This window comes from Novosphingobium sp. FW305-C-111 (assembly GCF_058783565.1).
The window spans coordinates 249024-274245 of record NZ_JBYSYP010000003.1; the positions used below are offsets into that span (position 1 = coordinate 249024).

Genomic DNA, 25222 nt, shown 5'->3' on the forward strand with positions numbered 1-25222 from the left:
GGGGAGATTGAAAGGGGCGCTTTTTTCTTGGTCCCCCTCCCGCAGGCGGGGAGCCGAAGGCGTTCGCGCAGCGAACAGCGGTTAGGGGTGGGCATGAGCCCTACCCTTCACCGCAGTCCAACCCAACCGCGCGCCCAGCACTCAATCCACCCGCTGCCCCAGCGCCATGCGGATCGCCAGCAGCACGCCCTCGGTCTCCCGCAGGGCCTGTTCGTTGGTGAAGCGAAGCACGCGGTAGCCGGCGCGGGTCAGCCAGGCGTCGCGGCGGGCGTCGTGGTCGGGGCGGAGGTCGTGGCTATAGCCGTCGAGCTCCACCACCAGCCGGCGCTCGCGGCAGAGGAAGTCGGCGAAGAACGGGCCGAGCGGCATCTGCCGGCTGAACCTGGCGCCGAGCTGGGCCCTGGCGAGGTACTTCCACAAGTGCCGCTCGGCCGGGGTCGCCGCGCGGCGCAAGTCGCGCGCGCGGGCGGTGTTGCGGGGGTGGAAGGGGGGCATCTTGCTGGTTTTGGGCCGGTGGGTGTGCGGGGCAATGGGAGATGGTGCGGGATTGGTGGCAGTTTGCTGTCAGGCCCACCCCCCGACCCCCTCCCGCTTGCGGGAGGGGGAGAAGAAAGGGGCTCTGTCTTTGTCCCCCTCGCGCAGGCGGGAGGGGTTAGGGGTGGGCAGAGCGCGACCCATCAACCGAGCCCGATCGCACCGCACGCTCCACCCGACCAACCGCCCACCGCGCGCGCCCATCCGCGCCGCGCCTCGGCACCATCTCCGCGCCTGCGCGTTACCCGGCCACCAACCTCCTCAAATCAGGACATTTTTCCCATGGCCGAACACAATACCGACACGACCACGCTCAACACCCTGATCGGCACGCTGCTCGACAGCGTCGAAGGCTATCGCAAGGCGGCCGAGGATATCGACCGGCCGGACCTCGGCAGCCGCTTCACCGCCCGCGCGAGCGAGCGCGAGCAGGCGGTGCGCTCGCTCCAGGCCGCGGTCTCGGCGATGGGCGGCAACCCGGAGGACGACGCGACCACGCTCGGCGGCGCGCACCGGGTGTTCCTCGACCTCAAGGCCGCGGTCATGGGCCGCGACGACAAGGCGATCGTGAACGAGGTCGAGCGCGGCGAGGACTACCTCAAGGAGAAGTTCGAAACCGCGCTGAAGATGGACGACCTCTCGCCGTCGGCGCGCACCGCGATCCAGGCGGCGTGGGATTCGGTCCGCGCCGGGCACGACGAGATGAGCGCGCTCAAGCACTCGATGGAAGCCGCGCGCTGATCGTCCGCTAGCGTTTTTGCTGTCCTACAGGGGCCGCGTCGGGATACCCCCCGACGCGGTTCTATTTTGTGGTGCGCTTGTGCTGACCAACCTTTCCCCAAGCCCCGCTCGTCCTGAGCCTGTCGAAGGACAGTCCTTCTTGTCTGGCGCAGTGCTGGCAAAGGAAGGGCGGCCCTTCGACGGGCTCAGGGCGGTCGGGTGTTAGGTGACACAAGGACCTAGAGTGTCGTTGGGGCGGGATTTTTTGGGCCTTGGCGGGATTTCTCGGGATGGAACCCCCCAAAATCGGGCTTTTCGGCGTTCTGCGATCGGCGGGGCGGTCGCGGTGGACTGTCTAGAGTGGCGGTTAATTTAGACGGTGGTCTGACAGGATCAACTGGAGTCTCGCTAAATCAGAGGGTCGGTCGCTGAGGGGCTCTAATGCCCGCTTAATGGGCGTTTCAGGGGCCTCTGAGCGACCGCTTACCCTCGTGTTCGGGAAAAGGAACCGGGGCAACTTGCGCGGCTGGCGGTCCGGGCGCGATCCGTGCGCGTGTGGTGCAGGAAATTCGGGCGTTTGACCGCTAGCGGAGCAGATGCCTGGGAGCGTTCGACGGTGGGGGAAGTGGGACAGTTTTTCTGCCCTGGCGAAGGCCCTCTTCGACCCAGACGAGCGGCCCCATGAAGATCCGCCCCTTGTCATCGATCGAGGCAAGGTCCTTTTCGACCGCGACGCGGCGCAGCTCCTGCTCGTCGGCCAGCCAGTGAGAGTGACGGCGGCGTCCGCAGCGCAAGCGATAGACCTTGTCGGGCACCGGGTATCTCCATTTTCGAGATACTCCGATATGGCACCTAATCTTCTTGGGTCCAGCCTTTAGCGACCAGCTTGCAGTCGATCTTGTCGATCAGCCGAGTCATCGCGGCGGCGAGGCCGACATGGCCTTCAGCCTTCCGCTTATCGCGAAGAGCCATTGCATCCCCGCGACGCTTGAGCAGGTCCCTGATCTCGAGAGCAGTAACGCGCTTCATCTCAGCGTGTGGATCAAACACCCATGTTCTGCCCAGAGCTGCATCGAGCATGCCCAAGGCTGGCCGTCTGAGCGTCGCCCTGAAGCTGAATATACTTACCGTAGTCGACGATCCTGACCTCAGTCTCGTCTCTGACCAAATCATGTTCGCCTAGCAGCGTGCAAACATAGAGGGCGTAACCGAAGCGCGAAGTGCCGTCAGTCTTTACCCCTATCGTCCACTGGACCGCAGCCTCTGGATCATACACCAGGTCGATTATCTTCGGTTCAGACCTCAACGCCTTCTGGGCCTCGGCAACCTTAGCTGGATCGTCAGTCGGCGACGCAATCGGCGACGGGCTGGCATCCGCCACCTCCGCCGGAGCAGTAGTCGGCTCCTTCTGGCACCCGGCGAGCAGGAGCGCGCCGCCGATCAGCAAACCTAGGCGCATCTCAAAGCCTCCGGACGACCGCGACGACGCGGCCTATCACATAAAGCTCGCCGTCTGTTGCCTTGTCCGGCCGCACCACCGGATTGTCGCTGTGAATATCGACCGTGCCGTCCGGCCGAGGCCGAAGGCGCTTGACCATACCGATTTCGCCGAATGCGAACGCCCAGATCTCGTCGCCCATCTTCGGATCGGTCTGCGAGCGGTCGATCAGGATCATCTCGCCGCTGCGGATCGTCGGCTCCATGGAGTCACCCTCACCGATCGTCCAGGTAAGAAGATGCGGCGGTGCGTCCGTGAAGTGGCGCAGCCATGAGCGAGAGAATACCCGCCTCTCCGTTTCCACCGGATTGTCGAGGAAGGTTCCACCCAAGCCAAAGCGAAGGTCGATTTCGTCGATCTCGACCAGGTCGTCGGTTAGCGGACCATCCGCCGCCTCGATCTGAACTGCACCTTTGAACGGAAGCTGCTCTTCCTTCGGCTTCGAAGGGTTCGGATTGTCCGTCTCTCCAAGGAGGTATTCGGGCGTCGTGCCCAACTCCCGCGCGATTTTGTGGAGGTGCGCTGAGCCGCCGGTACCGCGCTTGATCAGGTGATTGATCGCGGGCTGCGTAACCCCGACCCGGCGCGCGAGATCGGCCTGCGAAATGCCGGTTTCCTTGAGCCTCTGGAGCACCCGTTCGCCAAGCTTCGACACGCCGCATACCTATAACTCCGGGAATTGACCGCTACTTAAATCTGGTAATTGACGGTCAATAACAGTTGTAATAGGTGTGGGCGCATGGAGACGACGCCGACACCGTTCGAAGCGCTGCAGCAGGCCGTTGACCGGCTTGGTTCGCAGTCGAAGCTCGCTCGCCTGTGCAAGGTGACCCAGCCTGCTGTCTGGAAATGGATGCAGTCGGGCAAGCGGCTGCCTGCGGAACACGTCCTCGCCGTTGAAGAGGCGACCGGTGTGTCCAGGCACGCGCTGCGCCCTGACATCTATCCGGTCGAGCGCCGTCGCCGCCGGAGCGTCGCGGCGTGAACGGCTTCCTCAAATTTCCTGATCGCGAAGGGCATCTGCCTTCTCCGGCTGTGGTCGATGGTCCGCAGCCTACGGCCACACCGCGCCCTTCGCATCGTCTAAGTGGAGTGCACAAATGAGCGATCGCGGCGCGCATACGGACGGGACGTTGCGCCTGATCCCTGAAGACATCGAAATCGGTGAGCGGCTGGGCTTCTATCACGAGATTAAGGCGATCGCGCTGGGGCGGCTGATCGCCGTCGATGGCCAGCGGACGCCAATCAGCGTCGTGCGGCAGGGGCCGCGCGCGAAAAAGCCCTGGAAACTGGTCGCGGGCCGGCACCGTCTCGAAGGAATCCGGCTGGAGCAGATCCCGTTCGTGATCGCGATCGAGGTCACCGGCAAGCCGGAGGACCTAGCCGATCACGAGGCTTCGGAGAACCTACATCGACGGCCGCTGCCGCCGGTCGAGCGGGCGATCTTCGTCCACGCGCTGTGCGAGGCCGCGCAGTTTCGGCTGGCACGCCAGCATGGCACGCTGAGCCAGGTCAAGCTCGGCGCGATGGCTCGCTGGAATCGCGTCAAAACGGGTGAGCAGCGCGCCGAGCATGCCCTTCAGGAAGAGGCGGAAGATGCTGCGGACAAAATGTCCGCAGCATACGGCTGGCAGGGCGAAGCTGCCGAGGCGCTGGGTCTCGACAAGCGCACGATCCGCCGTTCGCTCGAGCTCTACCGCCTGATCGTCGAGCCCTTTCCGGACCTCGCGGAAGCGCTCGCGAAGCATCCGATCGTCGGCGAAAACGCCTCGCAGCTCCGGCTGGTCGCCGAGGTCCGCGACGAGGGTCAGCGCCGGGCCGTCATTCAGGCGATTCTGGCAAGCCCGGCGGTCTCTGCGGAGATCGCGCGGGTCGAGGTCGGGATCGACCAGGACAAGGGCCGCGCGCCGACCAAGGAAGAGAAGTTCGTCGGAACGATCACCGACACCTGGGAGCGGCTCTCGATCTCGGCCAAGCGCGAGTACCTGCCGACCTTCGTGCAGTCGCTGACTGCCGACCTGAAGGCGCGGCTGCGCCAGCTGCTGCAGGACTGAGGCGATGGGCGCGGACCTTTCCACCGGCCGGCACAGCATGCGGCACCCGCTCGACTGGTACGTCGAGGAGCAGTGGTGCACCGAGCAGCTCTTCCATGCGGCCGGGCTCGAATTCGAGCTGGAGTGCGGGACCGCGATCTGGGACCCGTGCTGCGGGTATGGCAACATCGGCGTCGCGCTCGAAGCGTGGGCACCGGACCTGCGGATAATCTGCTCCGACGTGGTCGACAACCTGCGCCGCGCCGACTTCCTGCGCGAGCCCGAGTTTTTCTCTGCCGATTTCCTCGAACTGGAGGTCGCGCCTGCTCCCTGCACGATCGTGTTCAACCCGCCTTATTCGTATCGCAAAGGCATTCTCGAAGCCTTCGTCCGCCATGCGCTGAAGCTTGCGTCGGGACGGGTGTTCGCCTTGGTCCCGAACAAATGGCTGGCGAGCCAGGTGCGCTACCAGCTGTTCGCGGTGGACCATCCGCCTGAGCTGGTCCTGCACCTGACCCAGCGGCCGTCGATGCCACCGGGCGACATGATCGAAGCCATGGGCGATCGCGCCTTTCGCGGCGGCAAGATCGATTACTGCTGGATCTGCTGGGACGCCACGCTGCGCACCGCGCCGGGCGAGACCCGCACCGCGTGGCTGCCACCGCTGGGCATCGCCCCGATGGCGACGATTCCTGCCTTCACGAACAAGACCGGGGAGATTGGATGATGGCTCGCTCCTACGCCGATCGCCTGCGCTCTCACCGGGAGGAAATGCTCCTCGCGATGGAGCTGGGCTGCACCCCGCGCGAGGCGCGGATCGAGATCGATCGCCGCGCATCGGAAGCCAAGGCGCAGAGCGAGCTGCAGGCCGCGCGCGCCCGCTGGGACAGGACGGAACGCCGCCTGCTGGCGAAAGTCACCGCGCCGATCGCGCCGGCGGTGACCGCAGAATGCCCGAAGCCCGATTACTGGTGGGACAGGGACTGAGGCCATGAGCAACCTTCGCAACCCGCCGCTGTTCCTGCGCCCCTCGGTGGTCCGCGCCCTGATCGGCGACGTCCGGACGATCGCCAAGGGCGTCGAGCAGCTCGACCTGGCTGCCGAAAAGCTGGTCGATCGTCCGCGCCGGTCGGAAGACCCGCGCCTGGCTAAGGCGAATGACGACGCTCCGAGCCTCCCGCTCGTGAGCGCGCGGGTCGACGCTGTCGCAACCCTAGAGCTGCAGCATGCGCTCGAAGCACCGCTTTCAGACTTCAAAAACATCGAACTGGAGCTGCTGCCGGTGACGCAGCCCGTCGAAGGGATCGCCACCCCGGGCGTTTGCACTGCCGACAATCCGCGCGGCAGCGAGGCGCAGGCACCGGAAGGACCAAAAGGGGCCGGGACTGGCGCATGTGTACTCCCCTTGAATGCCTGCGAAGCGGACCCGGATCCGGAGGGTGACTGCGGTCTCCCTCCGGTCCGCACCAAAGAGATTCCTGCGCCTGCCCCGGCGGCTCCCGAACCGGTGCGTTCCCGAAATGTCGAGCATGGCGCGCCTGCGCCGGTCGATCCGGACCGGCTTGCGACGATCGAAGCCGTCATGCGGCGACCGACCGTCAAGACGGTCCGCGCGCACCGCCGCGCCGAGCGCCAGCGCGCCAAGGAACGGGCGCTGAAGGAGCGCCGGAACACCATCGCGGAGATCGCCGAGCGGCTCGCTGCGCGCCGGCTTGAGGAGGCGGGCCGGTGATTCCCCGCTTTTATCTCCAAGGCGCGACGCTCTGCTTCCGCGACGGGGAGGCCGAGGGTTGGACAATTGGCGTCGAGTGGCTCGGCCTGATCGTCGAGTGGACTTTCGCCCGGAGGGAGCCGCGTGCCTAAATCGAAGGGCCATCCCGACCAGCTCGGCTTCGGATTCGCCGCACCGGCGATGTCCGATGCCCCGGCGAGCCTCGCCGGCATCGAGCAGCGCATCTGCCGCACGGTCGGGACCATCCTGGCGAGCGTGAAGGAACCCCGCGAGATCATCGCGGCGAAGATGAGCGTCGTGCTCGGCGAGGAAGTCAGCCGGGCGATGCTCGACGCTTACGCCAGCCCGGCGCGCAGCGAACACAAGGTCCCGATGTCGCGATTCCTCGCGCTGGTCGCGGTGACCAAGCGCCACGACCTGTTCGACCCGATCATGCGGGAAATCGGGAGCGGGATCCTGATCGGCGAGGAGGTCGTGACGGCCCGACTCGGCGACATCGAAGTGCAGTTGGCCGAGCTGGCCGAAGAGAAGCGCCGCCTCAAGGCGATCGCGCCGCGAATCCGGGGGAATTGATGGCAAGCCGCGCGATCCGAGATGACATGACGGCTGCCGGGCATACGGCGGACATTTTGTCCGGCGTATCCGCTGACTGGTACACCGCCGCCGAGCTGGCCGAGATGGCTCTCCCCGGCCTGCCGGGCGACAAGCGCGCGCTCAACCGGCGGATCGCCGACGAACGCTGGGCACTGCGCACCGATCGCAGAGGCGCTCCGCTTGCCCGCAAGCGCGCGGGCCATGGCGGCGGGTTCGAGTACCACATTTCGCTCCTGCCCGGCGCAGCCCGGCTCGCGCTCGCACGGCTTGGCCATGATTGCGCAGCACCGGTCCCCGAGGCACCGGCGGCGATCGGCAGCTGGCGCTGGTATGAGGGGCAGAGCGCGAAGATCCGCAGCGAGGCCGAGCGCCGGCTTGCGGTCATTCGCGATATCGACCTGCTCGAAGAGGGCGGGCAAACCCGTTCTTCAGCGATCGCCGAGGCCTGCCGGATCCACGGCGTCGGCAGCTCGACTGTGTGGAACTGGCTGAAGCTGGTCGAGGGCGTGGCCCGCGCGGACTGGCTGCCCGCGCTCGCGCCGCGATTCAGGGGCGGCGGGAAGGAAGCCGAAGTCGATCCGCTGGTGTGGCAGGCCTTCAAGAGCGACTTCCTGCGCCTCGAAGAACCGACCATGACCAGCTGCTATGCCCGCGCGGTCGCGCTGGCGAAGTCGCGCGGCCTGCCGATCCCGTCGGAGCGGACGCTGCGGCGCAAGGTCGAGAAGGAAATCGATCCGCGGATCATCCTCCTGCGCCGCGGCGGCGAGGAGAAGCTGCGCCGGTCGCTCCCGGCTCAGCGCCGGACGGTCGAGCACCTTCACGCGCTCGAGCACGTCAACATCGACGGCCACAAGTTCGACGTCTTCGTCCGCGACGGCGACCGGGTGTTCCGCCCGATCATGGTGGCGATCCAGGACATCTACAGCTCGAAGATCGTCGCCTTCCGGGTGGGCGAGACCGAAAGCGCGGTCATGACCAGGCTGGCCTTCGCCGACCTGTTCGAGAAGTTCGGCATCCCCAAGGCCTGCACCCTCGACAACGGCCGCGCCTTTGCGAGCAAGTGGATTACCGGCGGCGCGAAGACCCGCTTCCGTTTCAAGATTCGCGAGGAAGAGCCGACCGGGCTGCTCACCGCGCTCGGCATCCGCATCCACTGGGCGCTGCCCTATCGCGGGCAGTCGAAGCCGATCGAGCGCGCCTTCCGCGACCTGTGCGACACGATCGCGCGGCACCCGGCGATGGCCGGCGCATACACCGGCAACACACCGCTGGCGAAGCCGGAGAACTACGGCAGCAAGGCGGTCCCGCTCGCCGAGTTCCTTGTCCACGTCGAGGAGGGAATCGCCTTCCACAACGCCCGGCTCGGCCGGCGCGGGCGCGACTATCGCGGCCGCAGCTTCGACCAGGTGTTCGCCGAGAGCTACGCGAGCGCGCCGATCGGCAAGGCGACGCCCGAGCAGCTGCGCATGGCGCTGCTCGCGGCGGAGCAGATGCTGATCGGAAAGACTGGCGAGGTCCAGCTCTATGGCAACCGCTACTGGTCCGAAGGCACCGCCCGGCTTCACGGCAAGCGGGTCACGGTGCGGTTCGATCCCGACAACCTGGTCCGCGACGTCCACCTCTACGACGAGCAGGGCCGCTACCTGACCAGCGCCGAGCTGATCAACGACACCGGCTTCGACGACGTCGCCTCGGCCAAGGAAAGCGGCAAGCGGCTGGCCGAGTACCGCAAGACGATCCGCGCCGCCGCCCAGGCCGAGCAGCTGCTCGACGCCGAAGCGGTCGCTGCGCTGCAGCCCCGTGCGATCGAGACCCCGGTGCCGGCACCCGCGGTGCTGCGCCCGGTCCGACACCGCGGCCAGACCGCAGCAGCCCTTCAGAACGATTTCAGGCTTCGCGAAGAGGCCAGGCTCGAGGTCGAGGACCGCGTGTTCTCGGCCCTGCGCCTGGTCGCCGATCGCGAGGAGTGAAAGCGGCGCGCGGCGGAGAGGTGAGATGCCCGCCGCGCGCCTGGTCCACACAGGAACCGGAGTACCGATAGCATGAACGACCCATCTGGACAGCAGATCAATGTGGAGGAGCAGCGCGAATGGCTGCTCGAGCACAAGAAGGTCACCGGGCTGAGCTGGAAGCAGCTCGCGGGCAAGACCGGCGTCAACCACAGCACGCTGAGCCTCTTCTCGGGCAACAATTACAACGCGCCCGGCGAGAAGATTGCCGAAGCGATCTATCGCTACCGGCAGACGCTGGTCGCGCAGGCCTCGCTGAAGGGCGAGCTGCCCGAGATCCCCGGTTACTTCGAGACCGAAACCAGCCAGCGCCTGATCCAGATGCTCGGCATGGCCCAGCGCGGCCGCATGGGCGCGGCGGCAATGTCGCCAGGCCTGGGCAAGACGATGACCGCCGAGCACTACAAGGCCTGCAATTCGCAGGTCTTCCTGATCACCGCCGACCCGGCCACGAAGAGCGTGATCGCCATCATCCACGCCTTCCTGCGGGAGCTGGGCATCAGCCACGCGATGTACCGCAAGAGCGAAGCCTCGCAGCAGGTGGTCAAGAGGGTCCGCGAGCTGGGCAATCCGCTGCTCATCGTCGACGAGGCGCAGCATCTCGAGCACGACGCGGTCGAGATCCTTCGCGCCTGGCACGATAAGACTGGCCTCGGCGTCGCGCTGCTCGGGAATGCCGGGCTGATCCAGACGCTCGAGGGCGGCAGCCGCTCGGTCAACCGTGCGCAACTGTTCAGCCGCATCTCGTTCAAGCTGACCCGGCTCCATGCGCTCCAGGCCGACGTCGAGGCGATGCTCGACGCGTGGCGCATCCAGGACGAGGAGCTGGCCGCAGTTGTCCACGCGATCGCAATGAAGCCCGGCGCGCTGCGCGGGGCGACGTTCGCGCTCGAGCTGGCGCACATGATCGCGGGCAGCGCCGGTGAGGACCTTTGCGCCCGGCACCTTAACGACGCGTGGACCCAGCTGTCTTCGCGACCGGTGGCGGCATGATCGCCTCGGTGAAGCGCGTGCTGCGCGAAGCGCGCGAGCTCGCCCTGCGCGAACCGGAAACGGGGACGCAGGATTCGCTCTACGACCTGGCGGTTCTCGCCGTCATCCTGATCAACCTGATCTGGATCATGTTCGGGAGCCACGGATCATGATCGGCCTTGAAACAACCCGCGACCTCGTGTCGCAGGCGCCGTTCCTGCAGGGCCGCCGCCGGCGCGCCGGAACCCAGGCAATCGCGCTTTCGCGCGTGGTCAGCTGGGTCGCCCGAGAATACGGCGTGGACGTCGCAGACCTGATCGGTCCTTCGCGCGCACCTCCCCTGGTCGAAGCGCGCGCGCTCGCTGTGTGGGCGATGCGCTCGCTCTGCAACCTGCCGAGCTACCCACGGATCGGTCGGGCGCTGGGCGGTCGGGACCATTCCACCACCATCGGCCTGCACGAGAAGGCCATCTACCTGCGCCTTCGCTCCGCCCGGTTCTCCGGGGCCTGCGTCGACATCACCCGCCAGTTCGAATCGAGGAGGAAACTGCATGTTCGCTACTAACCACGTCGCCCGCGCCGCCAAGTTCGACGGCGCGCAGGCCCATCGCCGGTCGATGATCGCCAAGGTCCAGGTCGCCCGCCAGCAGCTCAACATGGACGAGGACGACTATCGCCAGATCCTGCTCGACGAAACCGGTAAGTCCAGCCTGAAGGACTGCAGCGAACCGCAGCTCGCACTTGTCCTCGACCGGATGAAGAAGCTCGGCTTCAGCCCGCGGCCGAAGAAGGGCGCGGCCTCCCACCCGATGGCGCGCAAGGCTCGGGCCATGTGGGTCTCGCTCCACCATCTGGGCGTGGTCACCAATCCGAGCGATCACGCTCTCGAGGCCTTCGCCAAGCGCCAGCTCGGCTGCGATCGGCTGGCCTGGGCGCGGCAGTCGGACGCCTACCGCCTGATCGAGGCCCTGAAGGCGATGGCCGAGCGGAATGGCTGGCGGCAGGGCGGTGCGCCGAATCCGCTGCAGCTGCAGCTTCGCCTGTGCGAGGCCATTCTGGCGCGCCTGAAGGCCGCGGACGCGGTCCCGGCCGACTGGACCATCGACAACGCCGCGTTCCGCCTGTGCGGGGTCGAGAGCCTGAAGGAAGGACCGTGGACGGTCGAGGACTATGCCCGGCTCGCGGGCCAGCTGGGGGCCAAGCTTCGCCAGATGAATGTCCCCGCGCCGGAGGGCGTCCAGTGAGCCGCCGGTTCGGCACCGCGCAGCCGATCGCGCGGAGCAGCCGGTCGCACGAGACCATCGACTTCCTGCGCTCGCCGCGTGTCGGCCAGCGCCGCGACAAGCGGACAAGCGGAGCGGGCATGAAGATCGCGATCGCGGTCTCGATCTACCTCAACCTTGCGCTCGCGCTGGTGCTCTACCTGAAGTGAATGCGCGCGCCGCCTCGGATTTCGGGAGCACCGGCTCCCGCGTTCTCGATGACCTCGCCGAGGTCATCGGGACCGAGGCGGCGCTCGCGCTGGCGTGGGAGTTCCGCGGCCAGCGCCTTTACGTACCGCAGGACCCCGACCGCGAGCCGCGCATCGCGGCCGCGATCGGCGCGGACCAGGCCCGCAAGCTGTGCGATTCTTTCTGGCGGACCACAGTTGCCATCCCGATGAACGTCGCGCTCGAGCGCAGGGTCCACCTCCTGGCCCGCGCTGGCATCACCAAGCGCGAGATTGCGCGCGAGTGTTGCATTCGCGAGGCGCGGGTCTATTCCATCCTCGCGAGAATCGCCGCAGGCAAGTCTGTGGCCGATCACCCCGGCAACGAGCGCCCTGTCGACGATCGCCAGCTCCCCCTGATCTGAAAACCACTGGCGTGCTCCGTCGCCGGATATAACGGACCGGCCCCAGCGTGACCTAGTCCGCTGGGCATGGCCGAAGCTTCCCAAGCCCTTGCAGAAAATCCGCCGGCAACCGCCGGCATCGTCGTCGAAGGCTATACCCATCGCTACGCCGTGGCGGTCAAGGAGCTGCTCGGCATCGAGGGCGGGCTGGCCGACGATCCGCTCGATCGCGGCGGCACGACCAAGTGCGGGATCTCTCTGCGCTTCCTGGCAGCCGAGGGCGCGTTCGATGAGGATGGCGACGGGAAGGCCGACTTCGACCTCGATCTCGACGGCGACATCGACGGGCTCGACATCCGCCTGCTGAAGCGCGGCGACGCGGTCTATCTCTATCATCGCTGCTTCTGGCTGCGCCTGCAGGCCGAGACCTTTCCGCGCCCGGTTGGCGAGATGCTGTTCGACCAGGCGGTCAATGGCGGGCTCGCCGCAGCGCGCAAGCTCCTTCAGCGGGCCATCAATTCGGCGATCCTTGGCAGCAAGGTGACGCGTCGGCCGAGCCTCCTGAAGGTGGACGGGGTGCTCGGCAATGCGACCCGCGACGCGCTGCAGTGGATCCTCGACGTGCCTTCGCTCGGCATGCCCGCGCTGATCGCAGCCTATCGGGAAGCCGTGCGCGAGCGGTACCGCAACATCGTCACCCGCTTCCCCTCGCAGCAGCGGTTTCTGCGTGGCTGGCTGGCACGCGCTGAAAGGCTGGGTCGATGATCTGGGGTCGCATCCTCGGCGGGATCGGCGGGCTCCTCCTCGCGCTGTCGGTCGCCTGGCTGGCGAAGGACCGGTTTGTGCAGAAGGACCTCGCCGACGCGGCCAAGCGCTGCGCCCATGCCGCCTCCACCGAAGCCGGGCCGCTGAACGACTGCCTGGAGCCGGTGAGGACACGCGTCGCCAGCGATCGGCAGAATGCGGTCTGCGAAGAGGCGCTGCTGCCTTCGCTGCGGCCGGAAAGCCGGTTCCGAGTGCTCAACAGCTGCGGTGCTGGCGTCAAGCGCCTGGTCGCCGATCGGGACGCGGCCGTGGCCGGCCAGGCCGACGCCGAGCGCCGCCTGACCGTTACTCGTGCAGCGGCGACAGCCGCGGTCGGCCGGGCCGAGGCGCGGGCCATCTCCCAGGAAGAAAGGAAACGCCGTGCGAGCGATGCCATTGCATCTGCGCCGCGCGATGCTGGCGGCAACATCGCTTGCGATGCTGACTGCCTGCGCCGCCTCGCGGAGTGAACCACCGGCCCGCGCGGCCGACCCGGTGATCGAGACCCGCACCGTGGTCGACCGGACCTGTCCGGAAGAGCTGAAGCTCGATGCAGCGCCGCGGCCCGAACCTGAAGCCGGCGCACGGATCGAGGGCAACGAAAACGGCATGGCCTGGCTGCGCGAGATCGCCGCGTGGGGCGCGCTCGGCTGGGCGCGCCTCGCCGACGCAAGGAAGGACTGCGAGTGACCGACACGACGATCAATCCCGACCAGCTGGGCGAGCTGACCGAGATCCCGGCCGACCTGCTGGCGCTCGTGTTCTCGCCGGGCGGGCCGCTGAAGAAGCTGGGCTTCAATCGGCTGCTGGCGAAGCTGATCGCGGTCGATGTCGTCAAGAACACCAAGGCGTTGCTCGACGCCGATCTGGCCTGGCCGGCCGACAAGGTGGCGCTGGTCCACAGTGATCCGACAGCGCTGCTCAATGGCTGGTACCGCAAGACCGGTGCCAGCGGCGCTGGCGCATGGACCCAGTTCGAGATCCTGTCGAAGGGGGTCAAGGAAGGCGCGGATGCCGCTGCGGGGCTGTCCCAGGCGTGGGCTGCCGGCACCCTTCCCGGCGGAGCCGGCACAAAGTCGGCGCGGGAGTGGGCGCTTGAAGCCTCGGCTTCAGCCCTCGCCGCCGGGGCAGCCGCAGCGACCGGTGCGGGAGCCGTTGCGGCTGGTCTCGGCCCACTTGCGGCGATCACGACTGGCAATTTCGGAACGGCGCTGGCCACCGGCGGCAACATCGCTTCGTCCGGCACGGAGTGGGAATTCAGCGGCGATATCGTCGCGAACGACGGCACCGTCTCCTCGCTGTCGATGGAATGGTCGGCAGCGGTCACCGCCGAGATCATCGTTATCGACGCGGTCAGTCGGGCCTGCCGCTACGTCGTCGGCGGCATCGCCTGCGGTGCCGGTGTCACCACGCTGGTCAATCCGTTCGGGGCCTTCGTCGTCCCGGCCAACTCGCTGATCGGCGTGCGCCGCACGGCGGGCGCAGGCTTGCTGAAGTTCGCCAACCTCATGCGCGGCGGGTGGAAGCTTGCGAGCGCGGCCTATGCGGTTGGCGATGTCTTGCCGGCACTGACTTCGTGGGGCGCGGTGCAGCCGACGATTTCGTTCACCGTTTCCATGGTATCCGACAGCCTGGACGGACGTCTCGATCGCGCCGAGGCTGTGATGCCCGATGTGACCGGCCTCGGCGAGCAGCAGGTCGACACCCGCACCTACACCTGCGGACTGCTCGGTATCGCTACCGAGGGCGATATCGGCGCGGCCTTCCTGGGCGGGATCAGGCTGTGGGGCGACTGCATCGTGAACGCCGCGGTCATGACCTTCCGGTCGGCGGGCTCAGGCTTTGTCGAGCTATGGCGAAAGGTCGGAACCGGGTGGAAGCTGGCCTTCCGCAAATGGGCTGCTGTCGCGATCGGCGACAACACTGTGGTGCTGCCCGACTGGCCGGCGAATTCGGGCTCGTACCTGTGCTGGCGTGTTTCAACCGGGGTGAATGTCTCCTTCGGCGCTGGCGTCAATTTCCGCTATATCGCCGCACCCGGTGCAGATGCCATCGGAGCTGTCACCAATGCATTCACGACGTTCGTAGGCAAGTCGCTCAATTTTCAGGCCGTCACCACCATCCCGGCGAGGCGGAGCCACCGTGCGAACAGAACTGCGAACAACGGCCCGACCACCGTTGAGTACCAGAAATTTGCGGGCGCGACCGTCCCGTTCGGCTGGGCGGTTGCCGCGCCGTTCGCGGTGGCCAACGGCCTGGGCGCGGCCGGCGCGGGTGGCTGGGACAAGTTCGCCGGATGGCAGCCGGAGGGGCTTGGCTACTCCGCCGTGCGCAAGCGCAAGCTGTTCGGCCGGGTGACGATCGCGGACACGGCCTCGCAAGTCGGGATCGCGACGCAGCCGATCAGCACCGACGCAACCAAGTCGGCCGGCAGCGCGGTGATCATCGACGGCGCGGCCGGCAAACTACGACTTTACCTGTGGAACGGGACGGTGACCGCCGGCACGCTGGTGGCCGAGACGGCATTCACCGCCGCGCTGGTCGCAGGCCGGGCCTACCTGCTTGCGCTCACGCTCAACGAGTACACGATCACGGCTGTCCTTACCGACTGCGTGACAGGCACACAGACCACGATCAACGGCGCTGCCTTCAACGGGGCCGGCTCGACCCGGATGCAGGGGCGCCCGGGCGTCCTCCATCTCGCTGGGACCGTCAACTGGGAGTGGCTGCGCTTCACCCATGACTACCCGCGCTTCACCCGCACCGTTGCGATCAGCGACAGCAATGGCGAGGGCGTGGTGTTGGCCGGCGGCTATTCTTGGATCAGCCAGCTCAACACCACCTTTGGCGGGATCGTCAACGCCTCGATGTCCTCCGAGACATCGTCGAACATGCTCAGCCGGATCACCGACCTCGTCGACTTCCGCCCGCAGTTCTTCCTCATGGCGATGGGCACGAACGACACCACCCTCGCGATCTGGCGTCTGGCGGTGAAGACGGCGATTGACGCGGCCGAGATGATCGGGGCCGAACCGATCCTCGTCATCCCGCCGCCGCAGCCGGGCAAGGCGGCGCTCATGACCTCGATGTCGGCCGACATCACCGGGGGCTACTTCGGGCGCTACCGCTCGATCGACCTCCTCGGCGCGCTGTCGGCGGCGAATGACCGTACCACCGTCAACGGAGCCTACATCCAGCTCGACAACATCCACATGAATGCCGCCGGGCAGGCGCGCGCGCGTGACCAGGCCCTGATCGACGTGCCGGAGCTGGCGGCATGATCGCCCCGCTCTCCTTCCACAAGTTCCTCGCCGGGTGGCTTCCGGCGCTGGCGCTGAGTGCGGCAGTCGAGCCGGCTGCCAAGCTGTCGGAAGCGTTCATCGTGCCGATCGGCGGGATCCCGGTGCCGGTGGTGACCGCCCTCCTGGGCGCGCTCGGCGTGCTCCTGGCACGCCCGCTGGCGCGCAAGAGCGAGGCATCGAACGGCTGGCCGGCCTTTCTCCTGGTCAGCGCGATCATGCTGATCGTGGTGGAGCTGTGGATCCTCGAGTCCCGGCCGGCCTGGCTGTTCGCCTTCGTCATCGCGATCGGGCTCGGCTTCTCCGGCTACTCGCTGATCGAGCTGGTCGGTGGCGAGCTGCGCGACTTCGTCACCAGCATCATTTCCCGGGCCAAGGACACGCTGAGCGGATCCGGCTCCAAACCGCAGGATCCGCAATGACCGAGAGTTGGTTGGAACTCAGCATCATCGTCTTCATCATGGGCGGCATCGCCTGGACCGTCTTTCGCGGCGGGCAGGCGAACCCGGAAGGAACCGGTGCGCTGGCGCGCAAGCTCAGCAAGCTTTCGACCGAGATCGGCGGGGTCAAGACAGACGTCGCCGCGGTCAAGAGCGAACTCACCCGCGTGGACCAGCGCGTGACCGAGATCGACCGCCGCGGCGCGACCACCGACGACATCCGGAGGATCGAGGGCAAGCTCGAAGAGCACGGGCGCTGCCTGGCCCAGCTCGACAATGAACTGGCGCAAACGCGCGAACAGATGGCGGCCCAGCATTCCGACGTCGAGCACATCAAGCGCCAGGTCGACCGGCTTTACGATTTCATCGTTCAGAGGGGCATCGAGAAGTGAGCCTTGCATCCGAATTCACCCGCACCAACGACGAGCACGTCCGGCTCGCCGTCCTCCGCCTGCTCGACGAGCAGCCGACCTATTCGGCCAATGACAGCGTCCTGACCACGGCGGTCTCGGCAATGGGGCTGGCCTGCACCCGCGACCAGATGCGCGGGCACCTGTCCTGGCTGGAAGAGCAGCGCCTGATCACGAGCAGCTCCCTTGGCACCGGCCTGATCGTCGCGACCGCGACCGAGCGCGGCTGCGACGTCGCCGGCGGCCGCAGTCTCGTGCGCGGTGTTGCCCGGCCGAGCCCGCGGGACTGAGCCCGGTGGTCCGTCCGACCAGTCCGAAGCGGCGCAAGCAAACGCCGTCGTCGATCGACCGGCTCGATCCGGAGATCCGCGAGCTGATCGCGCACCTGCGCATCGACCTTGGCTGGACGATCGACGAGATCAAGAACAAGCTCGGGCAGATGGGCCAGAGCGAGGTCAGCCGATCGGCGCTCGGGCGGCACGTCCGCCAGCTCGCCGACGTCTCGGCCGACCTTCGCGAGACACAGGTCTATGCCGAGGCGCTGGCGCGCGAGGCTGGCGGGAAGACCGGCAGCCAACTGCTCGACATGAATTCGCAGCTGCTCCAGGCGAACATGTTCAAGCTGCTGATCGCCGAGCGCGAGGGCGAAGGCATCCAGCTCGATTCGAAGCAGGCCAAGGAATTCTCCGAGGCACTGCGCAACATCGCGCTCACCCGCAAGACCGAGCTCGACGTGATCGAGAAGGCGGAGAAGCGCGCGGCCGAGAAGGCGACGAAGGAAGCGGCCGAGAAGGCGGTCACCGCAGCGCGGGCGAAGGGTCTGTCGAAGGACACCGTCGATGCGATCCGCTTCGCCGTGTTGGGCAGTGAGACATGACAAAGCGACCTCGCGGCCCATCCAGGAAAGTCGAGATCCCTGTCAGTGCCGAACTGCAGGAGTTGCTGGCGCAGGTGCTTCCGGTGGGCGACGGTGCAGCGCCGACAGTCGTTTACGTCTGGGTGACAGGCACCGCCGGATGGCGAAAGGCTGTCGCACATTATCCGAACGGCTGGCGCCTAAACCTCAACTTTGATCGGCATGGGAAGATCAGCAGCAGTTCAGCGGTGCTGAGCATGAAGCTGAAAGGCCACGCGCCCCGGCCCGTGGAGATGGCTGCATGAAGCTGTCGCCTGAAGACCATGCCAAGCGCGACGAGCAGATTCGGCTGCGCGAGATCCAGGGCGATCGCGCTGCGGCCGAGGCGGCGATCGTGCGCCTGCCGAAGGGCGACCTGCTTCTCGGCTACCAGAACAAGGTCACCAGCCAGCTGTTCGCCGGGACCGCGCTCCTCGTCATCGAGAAGTCCCGGCGCATCGGGCTCACCTGGGGCGTGGCGGCATTCGCGGCGCTGAAGGCGGCGGCGTCGGTCGAGGCCGGCGGGCAGAACGTCTGGTACATGGGATACGACAAGGACATGACCCTCGAGTTCATCGAGGTCTGCGCGATGTGGGCGCGCGCCTTCGGCCTGGTCGCTGGAGAGATCGAGGAAGAGGAAGTGCTCGAGGCCGATGAGAAGGGCGTCAAAGCCTTCTCAATCCGCTTTGCCTCGGGCTTCCGGATCACAGCGCTGCCTTCCGTGCCGCGGGCTCTGCGCGGCAAGCAGGGCATCGTGATCATCGACGAGGCCGCGTTCCACAAGAACGTTAACGAGGTGATCAAGTCGGCCATGGCGCTGCTGATCTGGGGCGGCCAGGTCGTGGTGATTTCGACCCATGACGGCGTCGCCAATCCGTTCAACGTGCTGCTCGACGAGATCAAGGCCGGGCGGCGCAAAGGTGTACCGGTCAAGATCACATTCCAGGACGCGATGGAAGCCGGGCTCTATGAGCGGGTCGCCCTGGTCGCCAGGACCAAGGGCACACAGCTGCCCGACAAGGTTCAATGGGAAGCGGACATCCGCGCGGCTTATGGTGACGATGCGGCCGAGGAACTCGACTGCGTTCCGAAGACCGGTTCCGGCGCGCTGATCAGTCTCGAGGACATCATCGCGGCCGAGCACGACGACTGTGGCCGCCCCGAGCTTTACCAGGGCGGGCTGTGCTACCTCGGCCGAGACGTCGCCCGCCGGCGCGACGGCCAGATCCAGCTCGTGATGGAGCTGCTCGGCGACACGCTGTGGGAGCGGGACGGTTATCGCGAGGTCGGGCAGACCTTCGCGCATCAGGACGAGTTCTTCGACCGAATGTTCCTGCTTCGGCGCATCGTCATGGCGATGGTCGACCAGACCGGCATGGGCGAGAAAGTGGTCGAGGACCTGATCCGCGCGCACGGCGCGACCCGCGTGGTCGGCGTGCTGCTGACCGGCCCCAACCGGGTGGACCTGGCGCTCGGGCTCGCGCGCCGCTTCCAGACCCGCAAGATTCGCATCCGCCGCGATCCGCGTACCCGCGCCGACCTCATGGCGATCAAGAAGGTCGGCTCGGAAGAGTCGGGCGGGATCCGCATCGTCAACGACGGCGAGGTCCACGCGGACGAATTCTGGGCCTACAGCCTCGCTTCACGCGCCTGCGACTTCGGCGGCTCGCTCTACGAGTACCGCGGCATCATGGCCGGAGGGCACTTCTCCGGCGGACCCAAGCACGGCGAGGCCGGGTTCGTCCATCCCGACGACATGGGCCGCTATTCCCGCGGCAACCGCTTTGACCAGCGAGGCGCATTCTGATGGCCAGCAAGCCACCCGCTTTGATCCTGCCCGATGGCCGGCCGCTCGTGCGCGAGGGGCTTGATCGCGAGATCGCAGCGCCCTCGCGCGCATCCGTCCGGACGATCCAGTCGGGCCATCCGGCGCAGGGGCTCGACCCGCGAAAGCTCGCGGGCCTGCTCCGCCAGGCAGAGGACGGCGACGCGCTCGCCTACTTCGAGCTGGCCGAGGAGATGGAGGAGAAGGACCTTCACTACCTGTCGGTTCTCGGCACCCGCAAGCGCGCTGTCGCGCAGCTGCCGATCGAGGTCGAGCCTGCCGATGAAAGCGCCGAAGCGAAGCAAGACGCCGAGCTGGTGAAGACCTGGCTCGAGCGCGACATGCTCGAGGACGAATTGTTCCACGTCCTCGATGCGATCGGCAAGGGCGTGAGCGCGGTCGAGATCGTCTGGGAGTTTACTGCCGAGGCCTGGCTGCCGCGCGCGCTGAAGTGGCGGGATCCGCGCTGGTTCGAATTCGACCGGGTGACCGGGGAAGAGCTGCTCCTGCGCGGCGGCGAGGACGGCGTCGGCCCGGCGTCCTCGCTCCCGGCGGGCAAGTTCGTCACGCACCTGCATCCGGCGAAGAGCGGCCTGCCGATCCGCAGCGGCCTCGCCCGGATCGCGGCGTGGGGCTACATGTTCAAGAACTTCGCGATCAAGGACTGGGTGGTCTTCCTCGAGAGCTTCGGCCACCCGCTGCGCATCGGCAAGTACGGCCCCAACGAGAGCGAGGAAAACAAGCGCATTCTCGAGAGCGCGCTGTTCAACCTCGGCTCGGATGCGGCGGCCGCATTCCCTGAGACGATGAGCGTCGAGTTCGTCGACCGCAAGGCCGGCACCGCACCCAACGACCTCTGGCGCAGCCATGCCGAATACTTCGACCTGCAGATCTCCAAGGCAGTGCTCGGCCAGACCAACACGACCGACGCGCAATCGGGCGGGCTCGGCTCCGGCCAGGCCAACGTCCACAACGAGGTCCGGGGCGACATCGAGCGGGCCGATGCCAAGCTCCTGGCCGCGACGCTCAACCGCGACCTGGTCGTGCCGATCGTCATGCTCAACCGCGGGGTGCGGTCGAAGTATCCGCGCTTGAAGATCGGCAAGCCCGACCCGGTCGATATCAAGGCCGAGGTCGAGGCAGCGTCCGCGCTGGTCGGCATGGGCGTGAAGATCGATGCCGAAGAGATGCGCGAGCGCGCGGGCCTGCCGGCCGCAAAGGACGGGCAGGACGTGCTCATCGCACCGGGCAAGGGAGACCCGAATTCAGACGGAGCGAATTTACCGCCAGAAGGCCCCCAGGGAGCCCGGGGCGGTCGCGGTGGTGCCAAAACCGGGCCGACCCCCTTCTTAGGGCCTCTTAAACGCCCACAGGCGGCAAATGAGGTTGCACTTGCCGCGGTCGATGGACAGGGCGCGGCGCGCGAGCCGGATTTCATCGCCGCGACCACCGAGGAGGCGATCGGCGACTGGGAGGCGCTGATCGATCCGCTGCTGGAGAGCGTGGACGGGATGATCGCGGACGCGGCCTCGATCGACGAGCTGCAGTCGCGTCTCGCTGGCGCGCTTCAGGACATGGACCCGGCGGCGTTCACCGAGCTGCTCGCGCGCGGCGCGTTCGCGGCGCGGATTGCCGGGCTCGCCGATCCGGCGCGCGGAAAGGCGGGGTGACCGATTGGCCTATGGCGACCTCACTGCGGCCGACCTCGACCTCGCCTTCACCTTCGGGCGAGGCGAAGCCGCGTCCTATCGCGACGCCGCCGGCGTCCTCCAGGTCGCGGGAACAGATGTACCGCGCTTCGATCATGGCGACGACGGCGCTGCGCGCGGTCTCCTGCTCGGACCAGGTGTCGAGCTTGGTGGAGGCGACAAGCTCGCGCTAGATCCACTGATCCTTCCCCTCGGCTTCGAAGCGGGGGCCGAATGCACCATTCTCCACGTCTTCGCCCCAGCGGTGGCCGACGATGCCGACTGGGCGATCCAGCGCCGCGCCTGGTACAGCCGCAACGCCCGCGCGACGATCGACGCCGTGCTCGGCCAGGCCGGGCATCATCTGGCCCTGGGCCTCGTGCCGGGCTTCCGACCGAATGAAGGCGGGTTCGTGCGGTTTCGCGGGGAAGCCTGGCAGATGGCGGGGATCCTCGATGCCGGCAACGGCCTGCTCGGCGATGGCCTCTCGCGCCCGCTGATCGTCGCCGGCGCGGAAAGCGTCTGAGATGGCCGAAGAGGCTCTTCCGCGCCTCGACCCGGTCGAGGCGATTGCGTTCTTTCGCAGCAAGGGCTGGGAGATCGGTTTCGACTGGCGCGACGTCTGGGAGGAAGAGCACGCGCGGGCCTTCACGGTCGCCAAGGCGATGACCCGCGATCTGCTCGAGGACATCCGCGCCGCGGTCGACAGCGCGATCGCCGAGGGCAAGACACTTCGCCAGTTCGCCGGCGAGTTGCGGCCGCGCCTCGTTGCGAAAGGCTGGTGGGGCCGCAAGCTGCAGAAGGATCCGCAGACCGGCGTCGAGAAGGTTGTCCAGCTCGGCAGCCCCGCACGGCTTCGAACGATCTACGAGACCAACCTGCGCACGAGCTACATAGCCGGCCGCTGGCAGCGGATCGAGCGGGCGAAGCGCACCCTGCCGCTGCTGCGCTATGTCTCGGTCATGGACGGGCGCGAGCGGCCGGAGCACCACGCCTGGCACGGGACGATCCTACCGGTCGACGATCCGTGGTGGGACACGCACTTCCCCCCGTGCGGGTGGGGCTGCCGCTGCGATGGACAGGCGCTCAACCAGCGGATGCTCGAGCGCAAGGGCTGGCAGCTGACGGAGCCGCAGAAGTTCCCGGAGCGCGATTACGTCAACAAGCGCACCGGCGAGATCACCAAGGTCGAGCGCGGGATCGATCCGGGCTGGAGCTACAACGTCGGCAAGGCGAGCCTCGACGCGCTCGCGCCATCACCGCGGATTGGGTCTGCCAAGGGCGAAGAGGAGGCGCTCCAGGCCAGCCTCTCAGAGAGCGATTACCGCACGGTGAGCGGGTTCTTCGCCGCGTTCGGGATCCGCGACCGCGCCGCGGCGGTGAAGGGCGTGGTCTGGGAGGATGCGGCCGGCTGGCCGATGGCGATCTCGCTCGGGCTTCTGCGCCGGCCGGACGGCACCATGGCGCGCCTCGGTGCCAGGGCCGCTATGGGCCTCGCGGCCGCGGCACGGGTGCTGACCAGGCCGGAGACGATCGGGCTGGTCTGGGTCACGGCGCTGGACGGTCGCGCGCTGCTGGTCCGGCGCTATCGCTCGCCCGAGGGCGTGGTCGACATAGCCGGCAGCTTCTGGCGCTGGTTCGTCGGATCGCCGCGGCGGTTCGATGCGGGAAAGGTGGTCTGGTCTGCCGATCGCAGTGAGCTCGCGGCGCGCGACCGCTATGTGCGCGACCGCCGCGGCCGGTTTGCCAGCAAGGGTGCAGGCGCACTCAGCTTCATCGACGGCGCGATCGCAAACGGCGACGGGAGGGCGCGGTTCGATCTGGACGCGCTTTCGGGCCATGCCGTGGCGGAGCTCTCTCGCCTCGGCTTGTCGGGCGTGGACAGGAAAGGGAAGACGAAGGTGGTCTCGCTCGACCGCAGCGTGACGCGCCATATCTTCCAGCGGCACGGCAAGGACGGTCGCGGGCAAATTGCGATCGGAGCGGATGATCTGCTCAACATGCCGGACTTGCTCAGCAGCGGGCGCTTCAATCACGGCACGCCGCCGATCTCGGCGTCGGGGTCGCCGCTGGTCCACGTGCGCGGCAGCGCCGGCGGCCGGAGCTACAGCGCGACGTTCGAAGTGCGCAAGCACACGGTGGTGCCGAAGTCGGTGAGGAGGAAGAAGTAGCCCCGCTGTCTTGTGCTTGAAGCCTAGACCGGACGTCCGAAACGGCGCGTGGCGTGGGCTCGATATAGGCCGATCCGGTGGCAGGTTCAACCAGCTTGGCAAATCGTGCGGATCAGGCCAAGCATTGCCCGGTCCGCAATAGCAGCGATTCTTTCGCGCCCTGCTCCGTCGCCGGAGATAACGGACCCTCCGCCGACGCATCTAAGCCGGTTTCATGGCCGGCAAATCCACCTCGATCCCTGCGCACCTTCGCAGCACCGTAAAAACGGTTGCGGCGGAAGAGCGCGCCATCGCGGCGGCGCAGGAAGTGTCTGTCGCGGATGGAAAGCCCTCGCAGCGGATCAAGGTCCTGCCGTTCGGCGATCCGTTCTTCGGGCGCGACGGGCGTGGCCCCTGGATCCTTCGCGACCGCGCTCACGCTGAACAAGTGCTCGCCGCGACCAGGCGCTTCCTGGGCGGCGCGGACATGATGGTCGATTATGATCACCAGTCTGAGCTGGCGGCGACCGCCGGCGTTGGCGGCCAGGCCCCTGCCGCGGGCTGGGTGCGAAATCTGCAGATCGAGGGCGACGGCATCTGGGCCGATGTCGAGTGGACGCCGAAGGCCGAGGCCGCGCTGGCTTCGCGCGAGTACCGCTATGTCAGCCCGAATTTCCGCGTCCACCCATCGACGCGCGAGGTGATCCGCCTGGTCAACGCCGGCCTCACCAACTCCCCCAATCTCGAACTTCCCGCGCTCGCCCACCAACAGGGCGGCGCACCTGCAGGAGAAGACCCCGATATGAGCAAGATCACCCTGGCCCTGGCGAGCCTCGCCACGGCACTGGCGATCCCGGCGGAGGGCCTTGACGAAAGCAAGGTCCTCGCCGCGATCGACCAGCTGAAGAGCGGCAAGGAGGGTGCGGAGACCGCGCTCGCCTCGATCCGCAGCGAACTCCAGCTCGGCGACGACGCCAGCGCCGAGACCGTGCTCGCATCGGTCAAGTCGGCCCGCACGGCCGGTGCGCCCGATCCGACGAAGTACGTGCCGAAGGCCGGCTACGACGATCTGACCGCGCGCCTGGCGAAGCTCGAGGAGGACAAGGTCCTCGCCTCGGTCGATCAGGCCGTGAAGGACGGCAAGCTCGCGCCCGCCATGAAGGAGTGGGCGATCGATCTCGGCAAGAAGGACCCGGCCGAGCTCGAGAAGTACCTCGGCAAGGCCGTGCCGGTCCTCGCCTCGGTCGACCTCGGCGGGCAGCCGCCCAAGACCGAGAAGGGCAAGCTCTCCGATGAGGAGAAGGCCATCTGCGCCGCCACCGGGATCGCCGAGGCGGACTTCCTGAAGACCCGTGACGAGGAGGCCGCGTAATGGCTGCGCTCACTGAAGATCGCCTCACCAAGAAGCGCGACAGCAAGACCTTCTTCCGAAAGGTCGCTGCGGCGAAGAAGATCTATGCCGGCGCTCTCGTGTGCCTTTCGGCCACCGGTTACGCGACGCCCGGCGCGGTCGCGACCACGCTCAAGGCAGATGGCCTTGCGCTGAAGACGGTCGACAACTCGGCCGGCGCGGACGGCGACAAGACCATCGAGGTCGAGCGCGGCACCTTCCAGTTCGCCAACAGCGCGGCGGGTGACCTGATCACGATCGCCGACATCGGGGCCACTGCCTACGTCGTCGACGACCAGACCGTCGCCAAGACCAACGGCGGCGCGACCCGCTCCGCGGCCGGCACCATCGTCGACGTCGACGCCCAGGGCGTCTGGGTCAAGATCGGCTGAGGCC

Annotated in this window: 35 protein-coding genes; 30 read left to right on the forward strand and 5 right to left on the reverse strand. The window is 67.3% G+C overall.

Features of this window, described 5'->3' with window-relative positions; genetic code table 11:
- Nucleotides 1–141 precede the first annotated feature (141 nt).
- Nucleotides 142–495, reverse strand: a complete 354-nt coding sequence (locus AC3WLD_RS05390; RefSeq protein WP_492555903.1) for an endonuclease domain-containing protein — start codon at nucleotides 493–495, stop codon at nucleotides 142–144.
- 321 nt (nucleotides 496–816) lie between these two features.
- Between AC3WLD_RS05390 and AC3WLD_RS05395 the strand changes: the two genes are divergently transcribed.
- Nucleotides 817–1275, forward strand: coding sequence for a ferritin-like domain-containing protein (locus AC3WLD_RS05395; RefSeq protein ID WP_492555904.1), 459 nt, complete (start codon nucleotides 817–819; stop codon nucleotides 1273–1275).
- A 563-nt stretch (nucleotides 1276–1838) separates the two neighbouring features.
- Here AC3WLD_RS05395 and AC3WLD_RS05400 read toward each other — a convergent pair.
- The 4 genes from AC3WLD_RS05400 to AC3WLD_RS05415 are packed head-to-tail and all read right to left on the reverse strand — an operon-like array spanning nucleotide 1839 to nucleotide 3407.
- A complete protein-coding gene (locus AC3WLD_RS05400; RefSeq protein ID WP_492555905.1) occupies nucleotides 1839–2069 on the reverse strand; it encodes a hypothetical protein in 231 nt (76 codons plus the stop codon).
- A 37-nt stretch (nucleotides 2070–2106) separates the two neighbouring features.
- Nucleotides 2107–2283: a hypothetical protein gene (locus AC3WLD_RS05405; protein WP_492555906.1), complete on the reverse strand. Its 177-nt coding sequence runs from the start codon at nucleotides 2281–2283 to the stop codon at nucleotides 2107–2109.
- 13 nt (nucleotides 2284–2296) lie between these two features.
- On the reverse strand, nucleotides 2297–2701 hold the full coding sequence (locus AC3WLD_RS05410) for a hypothetical protein (RefSeq protein ID WP_492555907.1): 405 nt from the start codon (nucleotides 2699–2701) through the stop codon (nucleotides 2297–2299).
- 13 nt (nucleotides 2702–2714) lie between these two features.
- Nucleotides 2715–3407 carry an XRE family transcriptional regulator gene (locus AC3WLD_RS05415; RefSeq protein ID WP_492555908.1) on the reverse strand — a complete coding sequence of 231 codons (693 nt, stop codon included), beginning with the start codon at nucleotides 3405–3407 and terminating at the stop codon, nucleotides 2715–2717.
- 84 nt (nucleotides 3408–3491) lie between these two features.
- On the opposite strand from AC3WLD_RS05415, the gene AC3WLD_RS05420 reads away from it, so the two are divergent.
- From AC3WLD_RS05420 to AC3WLD_RS05560, 29 genes are all read left to right on the forward strand, one after another.
- Entirely contained in the window at nucleotides 3492–3737 is a 246-nt protein-coding gene (locus AC3WLD_RS05420) for a transcriptional regulator (RefSeq protein ID WP_492555909.1), read from the forward strand.
- A gap of 115 nt (nucleotides 3738–3852) precedes the next feature.
- Nucleotides 3853–4806 carry a hypothetical protein gene (locus AC3WLD_RS05425; RefSeq protein WP_492555910.1) on the forward strand — a complete coding sequence of 318 codons (954 nt, stop codon included), beginning with the start codon at nucleotides 3853–3855 and terminating at the stop codon, nucleotides 4804–4806.
- Nucleotides 4807–4810: 4 nt separating this feature from the next.
- Nucleotides 4811–5512, forward strand: coding sequence for a TRM11 family methyltransferase (locus tag AC3WLD_RS05430; RefSeq protein ID WP_492555911.1), 702 nt, complete (start codon nucleotides 4811–4813; stop codon nucleotides 5510–5512).
- A complete protein-coding gene (locus tag AC3WLD_RS05435; protein ID WP_492555912.1) occupies nucleotides 5512–5772 on the forward strand; it encodes a hypothetical protein in 261 nt (86 codons plus the stop codon). The genes AC3WLD_RS05430 and AC3WLD_RS05435 overlap by 1 nt, the downstream gene beginning before the upstream one ends.
- Nucleotides 5773–5776: 4 nt before the next feature.
- Nucleotides 5777–6517, forward strand: a complete 741-nt coding sequence (locus AC3WLD_RS05440; protein ID WP_492555913.1) for a hypothetical protein — start codon at nucleotides 5777–5779, stop codon at nucleotides 6515–6517.
- A complete protein-coding gene (locus AC3WLD_RS05445) occupies nucleotides 6514–6648 on the forward strand; it encodes a hypothetical protein (protein WP_492555914.1) in 135 nt (44 codons plus the stop codon). Before AC3WLD_RS05440 ends, AC3WLD_RS05445 begins: the two co-directional genes overlap by 4 nt.
- Nucleotides 6641–7090, forward strand: a complete 450-nt coding sequence (locus tag AC3WLD_RS05450; RefSeq protein ID WP_492555915.1) for a hypothetical protein — start codon at nucleotides 6641–6643, stop codon at nucleotides 7088–7090. The genes AC3WLD_RS05445 and AC3WLD_RS05450 overlap by 8 nt, the downstream gene beginning before the upstream one ends.
- A gap of 26 nt (nucleotides 7091–7116) precedes the next feature.
- On the forward strand, nucleotides 7117–9081 hold the full coding sequence (locus AC3WLD_RS05455) for a transposase domain-containing protein (protein WP_492555916.1): 1965 nt from the start codon (nucleotides 7117–7119) through the stop codon (nucleotides 9079–9081).
- 72 nt (nucleotides 9082–9153) lie between these two features.
- A complete protein-coding gene (locus tag AC3WLD_RS05460) occupies nucleotides 9154–10113 on the forward strand; it encodes an AAA family ATPase (protein ID WP_492555917.1) in 960 nt (319 codons plus the stop codon).
- Nucleotides 10110–10265, forward strand: a complete 156-nt coding sequence (locus tag AC3WLD_RS05465) for a hypothetical protein (protein ID WP_492555918.1) — start codon at nucleotides 10110–10112, stop codon at nucleotides 10263–10265. The genes AC3WLD_RS05460 and AC3WLD_RS05465 overlap by 4 nt, the downstream gene beginning before the upstream one ends.
- Nucleotides 10262–10657, forward strand: a complete 396-nt coding sequence (locus AC3WLD_RS05470; RefSeq protein WP_492555919.1) for a helix-turn-helix domain-containing protein — start codon at nucleotides 10262–10264, stop codon at nucleotides 10655–10657. The genes AC3WLD_RS05465 and AC3WLD_RS05470 overlap by 4 nt, the downstream gene beginning before the upstream one ends.
- On the forward strand, nucleotides 10644–11336 hold the full coding sequence (locus tag AC3WLD_RS05475) for a gp16 family protein (RefSeq protein ID WP_492555920.1): 693 nt from the start codon (nucleotides 10644–10646) through the stop codon (nucleotides 11334–11336). Before AC3WLD_RS05470 ends, AC3WLD_RS05475 begins: the two co-directional genes overlap by 14 nt.
- Nucleotides 11333–11524, forward strand: coding sequence for a hypothetical protein (locus AC3WLD_RS05480; protein ID WP_492555921.1), 192 nt, complete (start codon nucleotides 11333–11335; stop codon nucleotides 11522–11524). Before AC3WLD_RS05475 ends, AC3WLD_RS05480 begins: the two co-directional genes overlap by 4 nt.
- Complete coding sequence (locus AC3WLD_RS05485) at nucleotides 11521–11946, forward strand: hypothetical protein (protein WP_492555922.1); 426 nt, start codon at nucleotides 11521–11523, stop codon at nucleotides 11944–11946. The genes AC3WLD_RS05480 and AC3WLD_RS05485 overlap by 4 nt, the downstream gene beginning before the upstream one ends.
- 66 nt (nucleotides 11947–12012) lie before the next feature.
- Nucleotides 12013–12690, forward strand: coding sequence for a glycoside hydrolase family 108 protein (locus tag AC3WLD_RS05490; RefSeq protein ID WP_492555923.1), 678 nt, complete (start codon nucleotides 12013–12015; stop codon nucleotides 12688–12690).
- A complete protein-coding gene (locus AC3WLD_RS05495; protein ID WP_492555924.1) occupies nucleotides 12687–13199 on the forward strand; it encodes a hypothetical protein in 513 nt (170 codons plus the stop codon). Before AC3WLD_RS05490 ends, AC3WLD_RS05495 begins: the two co-directional genes overlap by 4 nt.
- Nucleotides 13200–13224: 25 nt before the next feature.
- On the forward strand, nucleotides 13225–13419 hold the full coding sequence (locus tag AC3WLD_RS05500) for a hypothetical protein (RefSeq protein ID WP_492555925.1): 195 nt from the start codon (nucleotides 13225–13227) through the stop codon (nucleotides 13417–13419).
- Entirely contained in the window at nucleotides 13416–16010 is a 2595-nt protein-coding gene (locus tag AC3WLD_RS05505; protein ID WP_492555926.1) for an SGNH/GDSL hydrolase family protein, read from the forward strand. Before AC3WLD_RS05500 ends, AC3WLD_RS05505 begins: the two co-directional genes overlap by 4 nt.
- Nucleotides 16007–16450 carry a hypothetical protein gene (locus AC3WLD_RS05510; RefSeq protein WP_492555927.1) on the forward strand — a complete coding sequence of 148 codons (444 nt, stop codon included), beginning with the start codon at nucleotides 16007–16009 and terminating at the stop codon, nucleotides 16448–16450. Before AC3WLD_RS05505 ends, AC3WLD_RS05510 begins: the two co-directional genes overlap by 4 nt.
- Nucleotides 16447–16860: a hypothetical protein gene (locus tag AC3WLD_RS05515; RefSeq protein WP_492555928.1), complete on the forward strand. Its 414-nt coding sequence runs from the start codon at nucleotides 16447–16449 to the stop codon at nucleotides 16858–16860. The genes AC3WLD_RS05510 and AC3WLD_RS05515 overlap by 4 nt, the downstream gene beginning before the upstream one ends.
- Nucleotides 16857–17168, forward strand: coding sequence for a VpaChn25_0724 family phage protein (locus AC3WLD_RS05520; RefSeq protein WP_492555929.1), 312 nt, complete (start codon nucleotides 16857–16859; stop codon nucleotides 17166–17168). The genes AC3WLD_RS05515 and AC3WLD_RS05520 overlap by 4 nt, the downstream gene beginning before the upstream one ends.
- Nucleotides 17169–17173: 5 nt before the next feature.
- Complete coding sequence (locus AC3WLD_RS05525) at nucleotides 17174–17755, forward strand: phage protein Gp27 family protein (protein ID WP_492555930.1); 582 nt, start codon at nucleotides 17174–17176, stop codon at nucleotides 17753–17755.
- Complete coding sequence (locus AC3WLD_RS05530; RefSeq protein ID WP_492555931.1) at nucleotides 17752–18039, forward strand: hypothetical protein; 288 nt, start codon at nucleotides 17752–17754, stop codon at nucleotides 18037–18039. Before AC3WLD_RS05525 ends, AC3WLD_RS05530 begins: the two co-directional genes overlap by 4 nt.
- Nucleotides 18036–19580, forward strand: a complete 1545-nt coding sequence (locus AC3WLD_RS05535; RefSeq protein ID WP_492555932.1) for a terminase large subunit domain-containing protein — start codon at nucleotides 18036–18038, stop codon at nucleotides 19578–19580. The genes AC3WLD_RS05530 and AC3WLD_RS05535 overlap by 4 nt, the downstream gene beginning before the upstream one ends.
- Complete coding sequence (locus tag AC3WLD_RS05540; protein ID WP_492555933.1) at nucleotides 19580–21268, forward strand: DUF935 domain-containing protein; 1689 nt, start codon at nucleotides 19580–19582, stop codon at nucleotides 21266–21268. The genes AC3WLD_RS05535 and AC3WLD_RS05540 overlap by 1 nt, the downstream gene beginning before the upstream one ends.
- A gap of 4 nt (nucleotides 21269–21272) precedes the next feature.
- Nucleotides 21273–21812: a hypothetical protein gene (locus AC3WLD_RS05545; RefSeq protein ID WP_492555934.1), complete on the forward strand. Its 540-nt coding sequence runs from the start codon at nucleotides 21273–21275 to the stop codon at nucleotides 21810–21812.
- Nucleotide 21813: 1 nt separating this feature from the next.
- Nucleotides 21814–23457, forward strand: a complete 1644-nt coding sequence (locus AC3WLD_RS05550) for a phage head morphogenesis protein (protein ID WP_492555935.1) — start codon at nucleotides 21814–21816, stop codon at nucleotides 23455–23457.
- 214 nt (nucleotides 23458–23671) lie between these two features.
- A complete protein-coding gene (locus AC3WLD_RS05555) occupies nucleotides 23672–24808 on the forward strand; it encodes a phage protease (protein ID WP_492555936.1) in 1137 nt (378 codons plus the stop codon).
- Nucleotides 24808–25218 carry a hypothetical protein gene (locus AC3WLD_RS05560; RefSeq protein WP_492555937.1) on the forward strand — a complete coding sequence of 137 codons (411 nt, stop codon included), beginning with the start codon at nucleotides 24808–24810 and terminating at the stop codon, nucleotides 25216–25218. The genes AC3WLD_RS05555 and AC3WLD_RS05560 overlap by 1 nt, the downstream gene beginning before the upstream one ends.
- Nucleotides 25219–25222 lie beyond the last annotated feature (4 nt).